9 protein-coding genes and 2 tRNA genes are annotated in these 14,368 nt (G+C 61.2%); 5 read left to right on the top strand and 6 right to left on the bottom strand.

Features of this window, described 5'->3' with window-relative positions; translation table 11 throughout:
* Nucleotides 1–121: 121 nt before the first annotated feature.
* Nucleotides 122–1,771: a T9SS type A sorting domain-containing protein gene (locus tag ACN19L_RS09970; RefSeq protein ID WP_426493334.1), complete on the top strand. Its 1,650-nt coding sequence runs from the start codon at nt 122–124 to the stop codon at nt 1,769–1,771.
* A gap of 131 nt (nt 1,772–1,902) precedes the next feature.
* On the opposite strand, the gene ACN19L_RS09975 is transcribed toward ACN19L_RS09970, so the two are convergent.
* From ACN19L_RS09975 to ACN19L_RS09985, 3 genes are read right to left on the bottom strand one after another with little or no spacing between them, the layout of a single operon-like run.
* Nucleotides 1,903–3,312 carry a hypothetical protein gene (locus ACN19L_RS09975; RefSeq protein WP_426493335.1) on the bottom strand — a complete coding sequence of 470 codons (1,410 nt, stop codon included), beginning with the start codon at nt 3,310–3,312 and terminating at the stop codon, nt 1,903–1,905.
* Nucleotides 3,263–3,820, bottom strand: coding sequence for an acyltransferase (locus ACN19L_RS09980; protein WP_426493336.1), 558 nt, complete (start codon nt 3,818–3,820; stop codon nt 3,263–3,265). The genes ACN19L_RS09975 and ACN19L_RS09980 overlap by 50 nt, the downstream gene beginning before the upstream one ends.
* A 3-nt stretch (nt 3,821–3,823) precedes the next feature.
* Complete coding sequence (locus tag ACN19L_RS09985; protein WP_426493575.1) at nt 3,824–4,804, bottom strand: AAA family ATPase; 981 nt, start codon at nt 4,802–4,804, stop codon at nt 3,824–3,826.
* A 415-nt stretch (nt 4,805–5,219) separates the two neighbouring features.
* On the opposite strand from ACN19L_RS09985, the gene ACN19L_RS09990 reads away from it, so the two are divergent.
* Nucleotides 5,220–6,884 carry a hypothetical protein gene (locus tag ACN19L_RS09990; protein WP_426493337.1) on the top strand — a complete coding sequence of 555 codons (1,665 nt, stop codon included), beginning with the start codon at nt 5,220–5,222 and terminating at the stop codon, nt 6,882–6,884.
* A gap of 84 nt (nt 6,885–6,968) precedes the next feature.
* Here the strand turns inward: ACN19L_RS09990 and ACN19L_RS09995 are convergent.
* The 3 genes from ACN19L_RS09995 to mutS all read right to left on the bottom strand — a co-directional run bounded on the left by ACN19L_RS09995 (nt 6,969) and on the right by mutS (nt 10,260).
* Nucleotides 6,969–7,051 (bottom strand) — tRNA-Leu (locus ACN19L_RS09995).
* A gap of 140 nt (nt 7,052–7,191) precedes the next feature.
* Nucleotides 7,192–7,267: transfer RNA gene (locus ACN19L_RS10000), tRNA-Gly, on the bottom strand.
* Between the two features lie 275 nt (nt 7,268–7,542).
* Nucleotides 7,543–10,260, bottom strand: a complete 2,718-nt coding sequence (gene mutS / locus ACN19L_RS10005) for a DNA mismatch repair protein MutS (protein ID WP_426493576.1) — start codon at nt 10,258–10,260, stop codon at nt 7,543–7,545.
* A gap of 201 nt (nt 10,261–10,461) precedes the next feature.
* Between mutS and ACN19L_RS10010 the strand changes: the two genes are divergently transcribed.
* The 3 genes from ACN19L_RS10010 (at nt 10,462) to ACN19L_RS10020 (ending at nt 14,341) form a co-directional block, all read left to right on the top strand.
* A complete protein-coding gene (locus tag ACN19L_RS10010; protein ID WP_426493338.1) occupies nt 10,462–10,995 on the top strand; it encodes an RNA methyltransferase in 534 nt (177 codons plus the stop codon).
* 163 nt (nt 10,996–11,158) lie between these two features.
* Nucleotides 11,159–13,858 (top strand): T9SS-dependent M36 family metallopeptidase, encoded by a 2,700-nt coding sequence (locus ACN19L_RS10015; RefSeq protein WP_426493339.1) that lies wholly within the window; start codon nt 11,159–11,161, stop codon nt 13,856–13,858.
* Nucleotides 13,859–13,930: 72 nt separating this feature from the next.
* A complete protein-coding gene (locus tag ACN19L_RS10020) occupies nt 13,931–14,341 on the top strand; it encodes a hypothetical protein (protein ID WP_426493340.1) in 411 nt (136 codons plus the stop codon).
* Nucleotides 14,342–14,368: the final 27 nt, after the last annotated feature.

A 14,368-nucleotide genomic window follows, 5' to 3' on the forward strand; every position in this document is an offset into this window, starting at 1 on the left:
ATACTACGGTAACATAGAGCTAATGAAAGCATAACGCCCCTCATGCCCTGAGGGGCGTCTTGCTTTCGGACCTTCGTGCCGTCAACGATTCGCCTTCCTTACCACCTCATTTTCGCCCGTTATGAAAAAGCTTCTACTTCCTGTTGCGCTGGCTTTTGCCACGGTAGCCGCTCTGGCCCCGGTTGCCCAGGCCCAAACGGTATGCCCGGCCGAGCCTACGCCCATCAGCGTGCCCACCACCATCAGCACCAATACCACCTGGACGCGCAATAATGTGTACCTGCTCACCGACCGGACGTACGTAACGGCCGGGGCCACGCTCACTATTGAGGCCGGCACCATCATTAAAGGCACCGGTCTGGGGACGCTGGTAATTGAGCAGGGCGCGCGGCTGGTAGCCGACGGCACGCCCACGCAGCCTATCGTATTCACCTCGAACCAGCCCGCCAACAGCCGCAACACCGGCGACTGGGGCGGTATCGTACTGCTGGGCCGGGCCCCCATCAACCAGCCCGGTACGCCGGTTATTGAAGGTATTCCGGGCCGCACGTTCGGCGGCACCAACGCGGCCGACGACTCGGGTATTCTGCGCTACGTGCGCATTGAATACTGCGGTATTGCCATTACCCCGAACAACGAAATCAACGGCCTGACCATGGGCGGGGTGGGCTCGGGCACCATCATCGACTACGTGCAGGTGTATGCCTGCGGCGACGACTCCTTTGAGTGGTTTGGGGGCACGGTAAACGCCAAGCACCTGATTTCCATTGGAGCCGTGGATGATGACTTCGATACGGACTTCGGCTACACCGGCAAAGTACAGTATGCCCTGGCCGTCCGTAACCCCAACGTGGATGACCAGTCGGGCTCCACGGCTTTCGAGTCGGACAATGATGCTGGCGGTTCCTCGCTTGTCCCTATCACTGCTCCGGTATTCTCCAACGTAACGGCTTTGCTGCAGAACGTACCCGCCACTACCCGCTTCACCCGGGCTATGCACCTGCGCCGCAACACCAACATTTCCATCTTCAACTCGGTGGTAACGGGTTGGCCCCAGGGCCTCACGCTCGACGGCCCGGGTGCCCAGACCAACGCCACCAACGGCACGCTGGTGCTCAAAAACAACGTAATGGCGGGCATTGCCAACCCGTATACGCAGCAGTCGGGCGGCACCTACAACGTGCAGGGCTTCTGGGAGGCCGCGGCCAACAACAACCAAACGCTGGCTACTGCCGCCGCGCTGGGCCTCAACGCCGATAACTACAATACTACCAACGCCAACGGCACGGCCAACGGTACGCCCGACTATACCCTACCCGCGGCTTCCGTACTACGCACCGGCGCTGCCTACACCGATGCCAAGCTGGCTGACAGCTTCTTCGACAAAACCGGCACGTTCCGGGGCGCCTTCGGTACCACCAACTGGGCTGCTGGCTGGACTAACTTCAACCCGCAGATTACCTGCTACAACCGTCCCGGCACCACGCTGGCCACCAAGTCTGCCTCCGACCAGGTGCAGCAGCTGACGGTGTCGCCGAACCCCACAGCCGGTGAGGCCCTGCTGAACTTCACCCTGCAGCGCGGCGGTACAGCCTCAGTGCGCGTACTGGACGTAACCGGCCGCACCGTAGCCACTGTGCTGACGAATGGTAAGCTGGCCGCTGGCACCCAGCAGCTGGCCCTGCCCGCTACGCTGAAAGCCGGCGTATATATGGCTCAGGTAACCACCTCGGAAACCAGCCAGTCGGTGCGCTTTGTAGTAACGAAGTAGGCAGACAACAAGTCAACAAGAAAAACAAGGAGCCCGGACTAATGTCCGGGCTCCTTGTTTTTAGTGGAACGATAACCCGATGTACGCCGGCTCCGCTTTTACGGAGTTGTGCCGCTTTGTGCATGCCCCTCTCAGCGGGTGCGCCGGGCCTGCCAGAGCTGTACGGCCAGCAACAACCCTACGCCGCCGACTCCGGCGTACAGCACGCCGGCCTCCGGGAGGCACTGCACCAGCAGCCAGTGCAGGCCCCCGATACCCAACCCGAAGCCTACCAGCTGCCCGGCCCAGGTGCGCAGCGGCAGCAGCCGGAACCATTGCACCTGCAGCAGCCGCGCCGTGTGCCGCAGGTAGTAACCAGCCTGCCACCAGGTGCTGAGAACAAATGCCAGGGCCACCCCGCCCAGCCCCAGCCAGCGGTACAATGGATATAGCAGCAGCAGGGCCAGCAGCAGATCCAGCACGGCCCCGGTGGTGATGATGCGCCCCTGCCCCTTATGCTGCAGCAGAGCCGTAAAGTTGTAGGCCCGCAGCGGAATGACGAGTGAGGACAGCAGAAACAGCGGCACGGCGGCATCGTAACGGTGAGCAAACACCACCCCGAACAGCTCCCGCCGGAACAGCACCAACAGGAAAAACAGCGGAAACACCAGCCTCCCCAGCAGCCGGGCCGTGGCTTTCAGCAGCGCCACCCGCTCGGCGTCCGATACCTCAGGCTCGTGGAAGTGCAGCAGTAAGGCACTGCCCGCTGCTCCCAGCAGCACCGGCAGAAAGGGCACATCCATGGTACCGTTGAAGTACAGGGCAAACAGCGTGGCTGGTAGCAGAAAGCCCACCGCCAGCTTATCCACCCACCGGAACAGAATCTGCACCACGTCGTTCAGGGCCGTGTGCACCCACAGGTTTGGCAAGCCGGCCGGCAGTTCGGCCGGTGCCCGGTTATGCCGAAACTGCCGTTGTGCCAGCCGCCCCAGCGCCAGCAGCCGCAGTCCGTTGCCCAATAGCAGCAGGTTCATCAGTTGCTCACTGCCAAGCAAACCGGCTACCAGCAACACATGGCTCAGGGCAAACAAGCCGGCGTAACCAATGCCAACCAGCGCCGCAGAGCGAAACTGCCGACTCAGCAGCCCGTAGGCTTCCAGCACTGCCACGGGCACATTCAGCGCCAGAAACGCCCCACTTTGCCAGCCCGCAAATACGGAGCCCGTGTAGTGCTGCGCCACCACCAGCACCCCGGCGCACAAGCCTGACCACCCCGCCAGCGCGGCCCAGTGCGCAGGCCGCAGCCGCCGCAGGAGCGTATTCACGCTGGAGAGCGGATAAGTCAGCAGTAGCGTAGGCAGGCCCAGGCAGGCCACTACGTGCAGCACCTGCCACTGCACCCAGAAGTTCTGGTAGCGGCCGTAATAGTCGGCCGGGGTGTGCCGGGCCAGCCATACCAGCGCCACCACGCTGGCCAGCGTGGGGAAAAACCGGATGAAAAACAGATAGGTACTAGTGCCCAGCAGCGTGCTGCGCGTAGGTGCTCCGGGCTTGGGCATCACAGGCGGCGGGGTCAAGGTGGCGGATGAGACGGGCGGGGTTGCCGGCCACCACGCAGTAGCCGGCCGGGAAGCTGCGCGTTACCACGGCCCCGGCCCCCACCACGGTGAAGTCGCCGAGCTGCACGCCGGGCAGCACCACGGCCCCCATGCCCAGCCAGCAAAACCGGCCGATACGCAACGGCTCAGCCGCTACCCGCTCGGCGTTAGCCACGGCATCGTGATTCGCCGAAATCAGGCCTACCTGCGGGCCCAGGTTGGTAAAGTCGCCTACGTGCACGCCGTTATCGGCGTTGATGTACACGCCGGGTGAGTCGCCGGGGAAGGTGCCACGGCCCACGGTGAGGCGCTCGGGGCTGTGAATGGTGCTGGTGTGGTGCACGGCCCAGCGCACACCCGCGTTCTGGCGCAGCACCCTTCTGTACAGCGCATCCAGCGCGTAAAAATGCAGCGGCATTTCGGGCCGCAGGCGCAATACCTGGTACAGCCATTTTTTCAGCCCGTGCTGCATGACTTAGCTGATGGGCACCTTGCGCAGAATGGCCTCAATCATGTCCTGCGTCCGCACGCCGTCGGCCTCGGCCTCGTAGTTGAGCAGAATGCGGTGGTTGAGCACGTCGGTGGCCACTTCTTTGATGTCCTCGGGCAGCACGTAGTCGCGCTCATCCAGGTAGGCTACGGCCTTGGCGGCGCGGTGCAGGGCAATACTAGCCCGGGGGCTCACGCCAAACTGCACGTACTGCTGGTAATCGGCCAGGTCGTAATCGGCCGGGCGGCGGGTGGCAAACACCAACTCAATAATGTATTTCTCCAGCGTTTCGGAAATCTGCACCTGGTTGATCTGCTGCCGGATGCCGAAGATGTCCTCTTTAGTCAGTATGGGACTTACCTCGCCCACGTAGCTCATGTTGGCCATACGGCGCATCACCTCCAGTTCATCGGCTTTCTTCAGGTAGTCCACGTACACTTTCATCATGAAGCGGTCCACCTGCGCCTCGGGCAACGGGTACGTTCCTTCCTGCTCCACCGGGTTCTGGGTGGCCAGCACCAGAAACGGCAAATCCAGCGGGTAGGTGGTTTCGCCAATGGTTACCTGCTTTTCCTGCATGGCCTCCAGCAGGGCGCTCTGCACTTTGGCCGGGGAGCGGTTGATTTCGTCGGCCAGCACCAGGTTGGCGAAAATCGGCCCCTTCTTCACTTCAAATACTGATTGTCCCTGATTATAAATCATGGTGCCCACCAAATCAGAAGGCAGCAGATCAGGCGTGAACTGTACGCGCTGAAAGTGCATGTCCAGCACCCGGGAAAGCGTACTGATAGTAAGGGTTTTAGCCAATCCCGGCACGCCTTCCAGCAGAATGTGCCCCCCCGTAAACAGGCCAATCAGCAGGCGGTTCAGCATATAGTGCTGCCCCACTACCACCTTCCCTACCTCAGCAAATACCTGCTTGATCTTCTGCGGATAATCGGGAGCCAAGCCAGACTGTGGAGGCATCATACAACTGCAAAACGTGTGGAAAGTGCTTAAAGGTAGAAAAACAGGGCTATTCCTCTACGACCGACCCTCACTTTTGCCACCAGCCGCCACAACAGCGTTGGGTTGCCCAAGCGGCAAACACACCGACAAGATACTTGCTTCCTGAAACACCCTTCCACCGAATCTATCCCGATTAGTTATTTTTATAAAATATTCACGTTCAATTATGATATATTTTATAAAATTAACTAGTACATTCCTTCTCTGTAGCTGTTGATTGTGCGTGCTGCCGGCCTTACGGGTCATGTAGCCTTCCTGCCGGGTCCTCCCTCGCCCCTCCCTTCCTGCCGTTTACGCCCGACGAGGCCCACGCTTGCTGATCAGTGGCAGGGGGCCATCTGATTTGCTGTCCCACTTTTTTCTCCTTACCTCTATGAAAACACTTACTCTCCTGCTGGCATTACTTCTAGCCGGCAACAGTGCCCTGGCGCAGATCAGCTGGCAGCGCATTACGCAGTTACAAAGCTCCGGAGGCGAAGTGCAGCTCCGTAGCGTGGCCCTCGACGCCTTTGGGGGCAGCGTGGTTACAGGCTCCTTTCAGGGCACCGTCCGCTTCAATGCGCTTACACTTACCAGCCGGGGCTATACCGATTTGTTTGTGGTGCGCTACGGCGCTGATGGTCGCGCCCTGTGGGCCGTGCAGTTTGGTCAGGCCCCGGGAGCCCCACCCTACTCGCAAGCCAGTGCCAGTGGCAGCGGGGTGGCACTGGACAGGGCGGGTAATGTGTACTTGCTGGGAAATTTTGCAGGGTACGTTTCCTACCCGGGCGGTACGCTGCACAGCTACGATGGCAGCTTTCAGGCGGGACTCATCGCCAAACTCAACAGCCGGGGCCAGGTGCAATGGGCCCAGCGCTTCGGCATTCGGCAGTTTAGCTGTTACGCCTATGCCATTGCCACGGATGCCAGCGGCACCAGCTACATCACGGGACAGTCGGATTACGGCAACATTGAGTTTGGCCGCAACGTGTACAGCCCGGGCAGCCGGCGGGTGATGTACGTGGCGGCTTACCGCACCACTGGCGAAGTGGCCTGGGCCAAGGTTTCGGGCAACTATTCCACCTACGGGGCCAGCGGCAGCGACGTGGCTCTGGATGGACGCGGCAACTGCTACGTGGGCGGGTTTTTCAACAATGATATGACCCTGGACGGCGCAGCCCTCACTACCGTTGGCGCCGATTCCTACCTGGCCCGCTTCTCGGCGGCTACCGGGGCCTTGCAATGGCTGAAGCAGGGCGGCGGCCCGGGCACGCTTTCCGCCAATAACAACGTGCGCATCGGCACCCTATCTACTGACCGCTTGGGCAACGTGTACGTGGCCGGTGAATTTTCCGGCGTTACGGCCCTCGGCGGCCAGCCTTTGCTGAGCAATGATGCCTCGCAGCCCGACTTGTTCATTGCCCGTTATACCCAGGCCGGGGTAGTGCAATGGGCCCGAAGTACCGGTACTACCGCCGCCGAATATAGCGCGCAGCTCACCACCGATGCCGACGGCTTCAGCACGCTTGTCAGCCGACGCTTAAACCAAAATCAGGAATCGAAACTGCTGTTGCACAGCTTCCAGCCTACCGGCACCCTCTATCACTCCGATGTACTCGGAACCACTGGGAACTGCCGGGGCTATGCCCTTACACAAAATCCCAAAGGCCTGCTTTACCTGGCTGGCACCCTTGCGGGTGCGGCCACATTTGGCGCCACGAATCTGCAAACTGCCAACCGCACGGATGGTTTTGTCGCTCAATTGAGCATTCGACAACCTACCATTGGCGGCCGCCCCACATTCGAGGTATTTCCGAACCCGGCGCGGGGCCGCATCGTGGCTCGGCTCAACTGGAGCGAAGCCGGTATGCAGTTGGATGGCTGGGCTACGCTTACCAACTCACTCGGCCGCCAGGTAGCATCCCAGGCAGTTCCCGGTGGTTCTGCCGCTCATACCCAAACCATATTCGACTGCACTTCCCTGCCCAACGGCCTGTATGTGCTGCAGCTCACTACTTCCGATGGAGCTTCTTACAGCCAGGGAGTGGAAATTCGCTAAATAGCTACCGCCGACCCGTCTCTGGTACAACCAGCATAGCAAAAGAGCCACACAGACTGTGTGGCTCTTTTGCTATGCTGGTTGTACCAGAGACGGGACTCGAACCCGTACGTCCGTGAAGACAAGGGATTTTAAGTCCCTCGTGGCTACCATTACACCACTCTGGCAATGCTGGTATTGGTTACCGCAACAAAGTAACGGCAAATTCAGCAAACGTTAATCTTACTTAGGAGCCTTTTCTGGCCCCACTGTCCGAATCCTGATTTACCATAAAGCAAAAGACCCTGCGTTACGGCAGGGTCTTTTTTGGAGCGGGAGACGAGGTTCGAACTCGCGACCTCGACCTTGGCAAGGTCGCGCTCTACCAACTGAGCTACTCTCGCTTTTGATCTTGGCGCCGTAGTGGCGTTTTGATGTGACAAAGGTAGTACAGGAATTCTTGAAGTCAAGAGCACCCCGTAAAAAAAACTGCTGTTTTTGCTCAATAACCGCATTGTCGCCTGATTTTCAGTTAGAAAAATTTTCAGCAAAATCACCTTGGATATGTCATCAGCCAGCCCACACTCAACATTTCGCCCCGCCCTCCCCGGCTTACCACACCAAAAATGCGGGAGCCAGTGGAAAGCGGGGCGAAAAAATGGTAGCAACCAGTGGCTGGTCACTTGCCAGCGGCGGCCAGCTTCAACTCGTTTAGTTTCAGCAGGGCCTCGATGGGCGTGAGCGTATTCACGTCAAGGTGCTCCAGCAGCTCCCGGATTTTCTCCAGAGCCGGATCGGCAGGCTCGAACATGCTGAGCTGCAAACTAGGCCGGGGGGCATTGTGCACGGCCGCAACGGGTTGCGCTTTGGGGCCTTTGGTAGCCGCTTCGGCACGAACCGCGGGAGCCTGACCGTTCAGGGGCACTACTTTCCCGCCAGTTCCCAACTCTTCCAAACCCGCCAGCACTTCATCGAACTCGGTGGGCTGGTTGGTATCCACGCCGGCGGAGGTGCGCTCCTGTTCCAGGTGGTGCATGATTTCGTTGGCCCGCAGCACCACCGAAGCGGGCATACCGGCCATGCGGGCCACGTGAATACCGAAGCTGTGCTCGGAGCCCCCCTCCCGCAGCTTGCGCAGGAACAGGATGCGGCCATCGGCCTCTTTCACGGCCACGTTGTAGTTGCGCACCCGCGGGCAGTCGTCGGCCAGCTGGTTGAGCTCGTGGTAGTGGGTGGCGAAGAGGGTTTTGGCGCGGGCCTTGGGCGAGTTGTGCAGGTGCTCCACAATGGCCCAGGCAATGCTGATACCGTCGTAGGTGCTGGTACCGCGCCCGATTTCATCCATCAGCACCAAGCTCCGGTCGGAGAGGTTGTTGAGGATAGAAGCGGTTTCGGTCATCTCCACCATGAAGGTACTCTCGCCCTTGCTCAGGTTATCGGAGGCGCCCACCCGGGTAAAAATCTTGTCGATGACGCCCACGTGGGCCGCGTCGGCGGGCACGAAGGAGCCGATTTGGGCCAGCAGCACAATCAGGGCCGTCTGGCGCAGCAGGGCCGATTTACCAGCCATGTTGGGGCCGGTAATCACCACAATCTGCTGCTCATCTTGGTTGAGGCAGATGTCGTTGGGGATGTACTGCTCGCCGGGGGGCAGCTGGCGCTCAATTACGGGGTGGCGGCCGGCCTTGATGTCGAGGTTGGTGGAGTCATCCACCACCGGCTTCACGTAGCGGTGCTGGCGGGCGGTGGCGGCAAAGGAAGCCAGGCAGTCGGCTACGCCAATGGCGCGGGCGTTCTGCTGAATCTGGGCCACGTACTCGGCGGCAAACAGCACCAGATCGTTGTAGATTTTCTGCTCGATGACGAACAGGCGCTCCTCGGCGTGCAGGATTTTCTCCTCGTACACCTTCAGCTCCTCGGTGATGTAGCGCTCCGCGTTTACCAGTGTCTGCTTCCGGATCCAGGTGGTGGGCACTTTATCCTTGTGGGCGTTGGTGACTTCGAGGTAGTAGCCAAACACCTTGTTGTAAGCCACCTTCAACGACGAAATACCGGTTTCCTGAATGGCCCGCTGCTGGAGCTGAAACAGGTAGTCCTTGCCCGAGAAAGCCATCTGGCGCAGCTCGTCCAGCTCCCGGTCTACCCCGTCGTTCAGCACCCCGCCCTGGTTGGTGAGGATGGGCGCATCGGCCTTGATTTTGGTCTGAATTTCCTCACGCAGGGCGGCGCAGGGGTTGAGCTGGTCGGCCAGCTTCTGCAGGGCGCGCACGCCGGAAGCGGCCAGCTGCTCCCGAATGGGTCCGAGGGCCTCCAGGGCCCGGGCCAGTTGCAGCAACTCGCGGGGGTTGATGCGGCGCACGGCCACCTTGGAAATCAACCGCTCCAGGTCCCCAATCTGGCGCAGGTGCTGCAGCAGGTTTTCCAGCAGCTCGGGGGTTTGCAGCAAAGCCTCCACCGTATCGAGGCGGCGCTGAATCTGGGCGGGCTCCTTCAGGGGCAGCACCACCCACTTGCGCAGCAGGCGGGCCCCCATGGGCGTCACCGTCTGGTCGAGAATATCAATCAGAGGTACGCCGCCGGGGTGCTGGGGCTGCACCAGCTCCAGGTTGCGCACCGTAAACCGGTCGAGCCACACGTATTTGTCCTCCTCCAGCCGCCCAATGCTGCCGATGTGGCCCACGTCGGTGTGCTTGGTTTCGGCCAGGTAGTGCAGGATGCAGCCGGCGGCCGTAATACCCTCGCGCAGCCCGTCAATCCCGAAGCCCTTGAGGGACGTGGTGTTGAAGTGGCGGGTAAGCAGGTCGTAGCCGTAATCGAAGCCAAACACCCATTCTTCCAGGGCAAAGTGGCAGTAGTCGGGCCCGAAGTTTTCCTCGAAGTCGCGGCGGCTTTTTTTGCAGAACAGCACCTCGGCCGGCTGAAAGTTCTGGAGCAGCTTGCCCAGGTACTCCAGGGTGCCCTGGGCCACTAAGAACTCGCCGGTGCTGATGTCCAGAAACGAAATGCCGGCCTCGTGCTTGCCCAGGTGCACAGCGCAGAGGTAGTTGTTGCTTTTGCGCTCCAGCACGTTGTCGTGCAGGCTCACGCCGGGCGTCACCAGCTCCGTTACGCCCCGCTTCACCAGGCCCTTGGCCTGCTTGGGGTCTTCGAGCTGGTCGCAGATGGCCACGCGCTGCCCGGCCCGCACCAGCTTGGGCAGGTAGTTGTCGAGGGCGTGGTGGGGGAAGCCGGCCAGCGGGGTTTCGGAGGAAGTACCCGCGCCGCGCTTGGTGAGGGTAATATCCAAGATACGGGAGGCCGTGACGGCATCCTCCCCGAAGGTTTCGTAAAAGTCGCCCACCCGGAACAGCAGCACCGCGCCGGGGTACGTCTGCTTCAGCTGGTAATACTGCTGCATCAGGGGCGTATCGGCTACGGGCGCGGGGCCCAGAGAGCCATGCGTACGGACGGGCTTTTTGGTGGAGTCGGCGGATTTGATTTTCACGGGGAAGTGTAGCGTAAGCTTTAGCTTGCGCCGTCAGAACGAATACAACTGCGTTTTAGCTCCGTTCCGGTCCACTTCACCGCCGGCACAGGCTAAAGCTTATGCTACAGTTTCATGCGCAAACTTTCGATGGAAGAGCTGAACCGGCTGACGGTGGCAGACTTCAAAAATACGCGAAAATTCCCCCTCACCCTAGTGCTCGACAACGTGCGGAGCCTGCACAACGTGGGCGCCGCCTTCCGCACCTGCGACGCCTTTGCCGTGGAAAAAGTGTGGCTCTGCGGCATTACCGGCCGCCCGCCCCAGCGCGAAATCACCAAAACGGCCCTGGGTTCCACCGAGTCGGTGGCCTGGGAATACGCGCCTACTACCCTGGAGGCGCTGCAGCGGCTGAAAGCGGCCGGCTACCAGCTGGTGGCCGTGGAACAAACCACCGGCAGCGTGCCCCTGCCCGAGTTCCAGGTAGCGCCCGACCAGCCCTACGCCCTGGTAATGGGCAACGAGGTATTTGGGGTGGAGGATGAGGTGCTGGCCCTGTGCGACGCGGCCGTGGAAATTCCGCAGTTCGGCACCAAGCACAGCCTTAATGTGAGTGTGGCGGCCGGGGTGGTGCTGTGGCATTTCATCAGCCGACTACCTGCAGTATAGCGAAGCAAATTTCCGAATTGATAGAAAATCATCAATAGATACGCACTTATCCCATCCTAACTTGTAAAAAGTAAGCCATTTGTTGCGTAAATTTGAAACGGACCACCCTATTCGGTGGTCCGTTTTGCATTGTTCGTCGCCGTTTCACACCTAACTATATCCGATGAAATCAACTTTTACTGCCTCCTTTACCCGGACGCTGGGCCTGGCCGCCATGCTGGCGCTGCCAGTTGTGGCTACGGCCCAGAAGGCCCCGGGCGAGCAGGCTCTCACGGCCCTGCAGGCCCGCAAAACCAGCCTGGGCCTGCAAGCCACCGACCTGGCTGATGCGGCCGTAACCAGCCAGTACACCGATACCGACGGCGTTACGCACGTGTACCTGCGCCAGCGGGTGCAGGGCATTGAAGTGTATGGCGCGGTGGCGGATGTGCACCTCAACCCGGCCGGCAAAGTAGCCGGCCTGCACAGCAGCTTCCGCCCTAATACCGTGACGGTGTCGCGTAATGCAGCAGCTTCGCTCACGGCCGAGCAGGCCGTAGCTGCCGCGGCCCGGGCCCTGGGCATGCCTGCCCCCCGCAACCTGACCATGCAGAAGGAAGGCGCGGCGGCCGAAGGCCTGGAGTTTACCAACGGCGGTATCTCGCTGGAGAAAATTCCGGTGAAGCTGATGTATCAGCCGCTGGCTGATGGCTCCCTGCGGCTGGTGTGGGACGTAACGCTGGCCCCATTGAACGCCGAGCATTACTGGAATGCGCGGGTGGACGCCGTTACGGGCACGTTGCTGGACAAGGTGGACTATACCGTTTCCGACAGCTTCAGCATGTCGCCCCTGATTCAGCCGATAGCGCAGGCTGCTTCGGCCGCGGCCCAGCCGGCTACCCCGGCTACGGCCGGCCGGCCCACGGCGGCAAACAGCTACAACGTGTGGCCCATTACGGTGGAAAGCCCCGCGCACGGTGACCGGCAGCTGGTTACCAACCCCGCCGACGCGACGGTTTCGCCCTTCGGCTGGCACGATACCGACGGCGTAGCCGGCCCCGAATACACCATCACCCGGGGTAACAACGTGCACGCCTACGACGACCGGAAAAACGCCAATACCTACGTGGCGGGCACCAACGTGAGCCCCGACGGCGGGGCCAACTTGGAATTTGACTTCCCCTTCGACAACAGCCTCACCGCTACGCCCGTCAGCAACCTGAACGCGGCCGTCGTCAACCTATTCTACTGGAACAACCTGATGCACGACATCATGGCCATCAAAGGCTTTGATGAGGTGAGCGGCAACTTCCAGGTGAAGAACTACTCCAACACCGGCCTGGGCAACGACGACGTGCGCGCCGAAGCGCAGGATGCTTCCACCGCCACCACGGTCAGCCTGAACAACGCCAACTTCTCCACCCCCAACGACGGCTCCCGCCCCCGCATGCAGATGTATCTGTGGCAGCAGTCGGAATCAATCGTAACCATTAACTCCCCGGCGGCGCTGGCCGGTAAGATTCCGGCCGTGGAAGGCAGCATCACCCGCCCGCTCCAGCGCACGGGTCCCGTTACGGGCCAGGTAGTGCTGGTGAACGACGGCAGCACTCTGCCCAATAAAGGCTGCAACGCGCTGACCAACGGCGGGACGCTGAACGGCAAAATTGCCCTGGTTGAGCGCGGCGACTGTAACTTCTCCGTCAAAATCCTGAATGCTCAGGCCGCCGGCGCCCGCGCCGTGGTGGTGTACAACAATAGCACAGCCGCTCCCAGCGTAATGGGCGGCGACACCACCGGCATCCGCATTCCGGGCGTGATGATTGCCCAGGCCGACGGCAACCGCATCATTACCAGCCTGCAGGCTGGCACCCCGGTAGAAATGACCCTGACCGGCACCGTGTACTACTACCGCGACGGTGACTTCGACAACGGCATTGTGGCCCACGAGTACGGCCACGGCATCTCCAACCGCCTCACCGGCGGCCCGGGCAACTCCAGCTGCCTCACCAGCGCCGAGCAGATGGGCGAAGGCTGGAGCGACTTCTTCGCCCTGTGGATGACCACCAAGCCCGGCGACGTGGGCACCACCGGCCGCGGTATTGGTACCTACGCCTCCTTTCAGGCCACCTCGGGCCGTGGTATCCGCCCCACGCAGTATAGCACCAGCATGCAAATCAACTCGGCTACCTATGACAACGTGGGTAAAACGGTAGCGGGTGTAAACTACAACACCTACGTGGATGCCGATGGTCGGACCCGCGTGCAAGTGCACAACATCGGCTACATCTGGGCAACTGCGCTCTGGGATTTAAACTGGGCCCTGATTGAGAAATACGGCTACAACGCCGATTTGAAAGCCCGCACCGGCGGCAACAACGTGGCCCTGAAACTGGTACTGGACGGCTGCAAGCTGCAGCCCTGCAACCCGGGCTTCATTGATGGCCGCAACGCCATTCTGAAAGCGGACTCCCTGTACAACAAGGGCGCCAACTCCGGCCTCATCTGGAAGGTATTTGCCCGCCGGGGCATGGGCTTCAGTGCCGTGCAGGGCAGCGCCAGCGTCCTGACTGACCAGGTAGCCGCCTTCGACCTGCCCGCTATCCTGAGCACCAGCAAGCAGCTCAGCGAAACGCTACTGGAAGTGTACCCCAACCCCGCCACCGACCAGCTGGTGGTACGTACGCAGGTAAGCAGCCGCGGGCCGGTACAGGTAGAGGTAGTGTCGCTGCTGGGCCAGCGCGTGAGCGTGCAGACTGCCACGGCCGCCCGCCTGCAGCAGGAAGGCGTAACGGTGAATACCAGCAAGCTGGCCGGGGGCGTGTACATCGTGCGCCTGACCACTTCGGAGGGTACCATCACCAAAAAAGTAGCCGTGCAGCACTAGTCCGGCTCCGGATTTTACGTAAGAAAACCCGCCTGGCAGCCGCCGGGCGGGTTTTCCTTTTTTCGAGTATTCATGGCTGATTCCCTTCGTTCCGATGCGGCCCTGCTGGCCCTGCGTCCCGCAATAGCCGCCGCCTCCAGCCCCGACGATACCCCGGTGGCTCACTTTCTGCACGCTACTCTGCGCCCCGTGCTCAAACTCCAGAACGAGGTACTGCTGCAGGTAGTGGCTGATTTTGTGCGGGACCACCACATTCCGCTGGCCACGGCCGCTCCCACCGAGCAGGCGCGGCTGCTGGCGGAACTGCTCGGCCGCAACACCAAGTTGCGCTACACCATTATCGGGCTGGTGCTGGGGCAGTTTACGCAGCCGGAACTGCACCTGTACCGCCAGCACCGCCCGGAGCTGAACCGCCGCCTGCTGGAACTGGCTACCCGCCGCGTGCAGGACCAGGCCGCTGCCGTGGGCGCACTGGCCACCTGAAGTGCCCAACGCAACGGGGCCCGGAGC

It is taken from the genome of Hymenobacter sp. 102 (assembly GCF_049949205.1).
In the GTDB taxonomy this organism is placed as follows: Bacteria; Bacteroidota; Bacteroidia; order Cytophagales; family Hymenobacteraceae; genus Hymenobacter.

What these genes read in the sequence shown, in the direction of transcription:
- ACN19L_RS09970 (WP_426493334.1), top strand. Translation starts at nt 122, where the DNA reads ATGAAAAAGCTTCTACTTCCTGTTGCGCTGGCTTTTGCCACGGTAGCC.
- ACN19L_RS09980 (WP_426493336.1), bottom strand. Translation starts at nt 3,820, where the DNA reads ATGCAGCACGGGCTGAAAAAATGGCTGTACCAGGTATTGCGCCTGCGG.
- ACN19L_RS09985 (WP_426493575.1), bottom strand. Translation starts at nt 4,804, where the DNA reads ATGCCTCCACAGTCTGGCTTGGCTCCCGATTATCCGCAGAAGATCAAG.
- ACN19L_RS09990 (WP_426493337.1), top strand. Translation starts at nt 5,220, where the DNA reads ATGAAAACACTTACTCTCCTGCTGGCATTACTTCTAGCCGGCAACAGT.
- mutS (WP_426493576.1), bottom strand. Translation starts at nt 10,260, where the DNA reads ATGCAGCAGTATTACCAGCTGAAGCAGACGTACCCCGGCGCGGTGCTG.
- ACN19L_RS10010 (WP_426493338.1), top strand. Translation starts at nt 10,462, where the DNA reads ATGCGCAAACTTTCGATGGAAGAGCTGAACCGGCTGACGGTGGCAGAC.
- ACN19L_RS10015 (WP_426493339.1), top strand. Translation starts at nt 11,159, where the DNA reads ATGAAATCAACTTTTACTGCCTCCTTTACCCGGACGCTGGGCCTGGCC.
- ACN19L_RS10020 (WP_426493340.1), top strand. Translation starts at nt 13,931, where the DNA reads ATGGCTGATTCCCTTCGTTCCGATGCGGCCCTGCTGGCCCTGCGTCCC.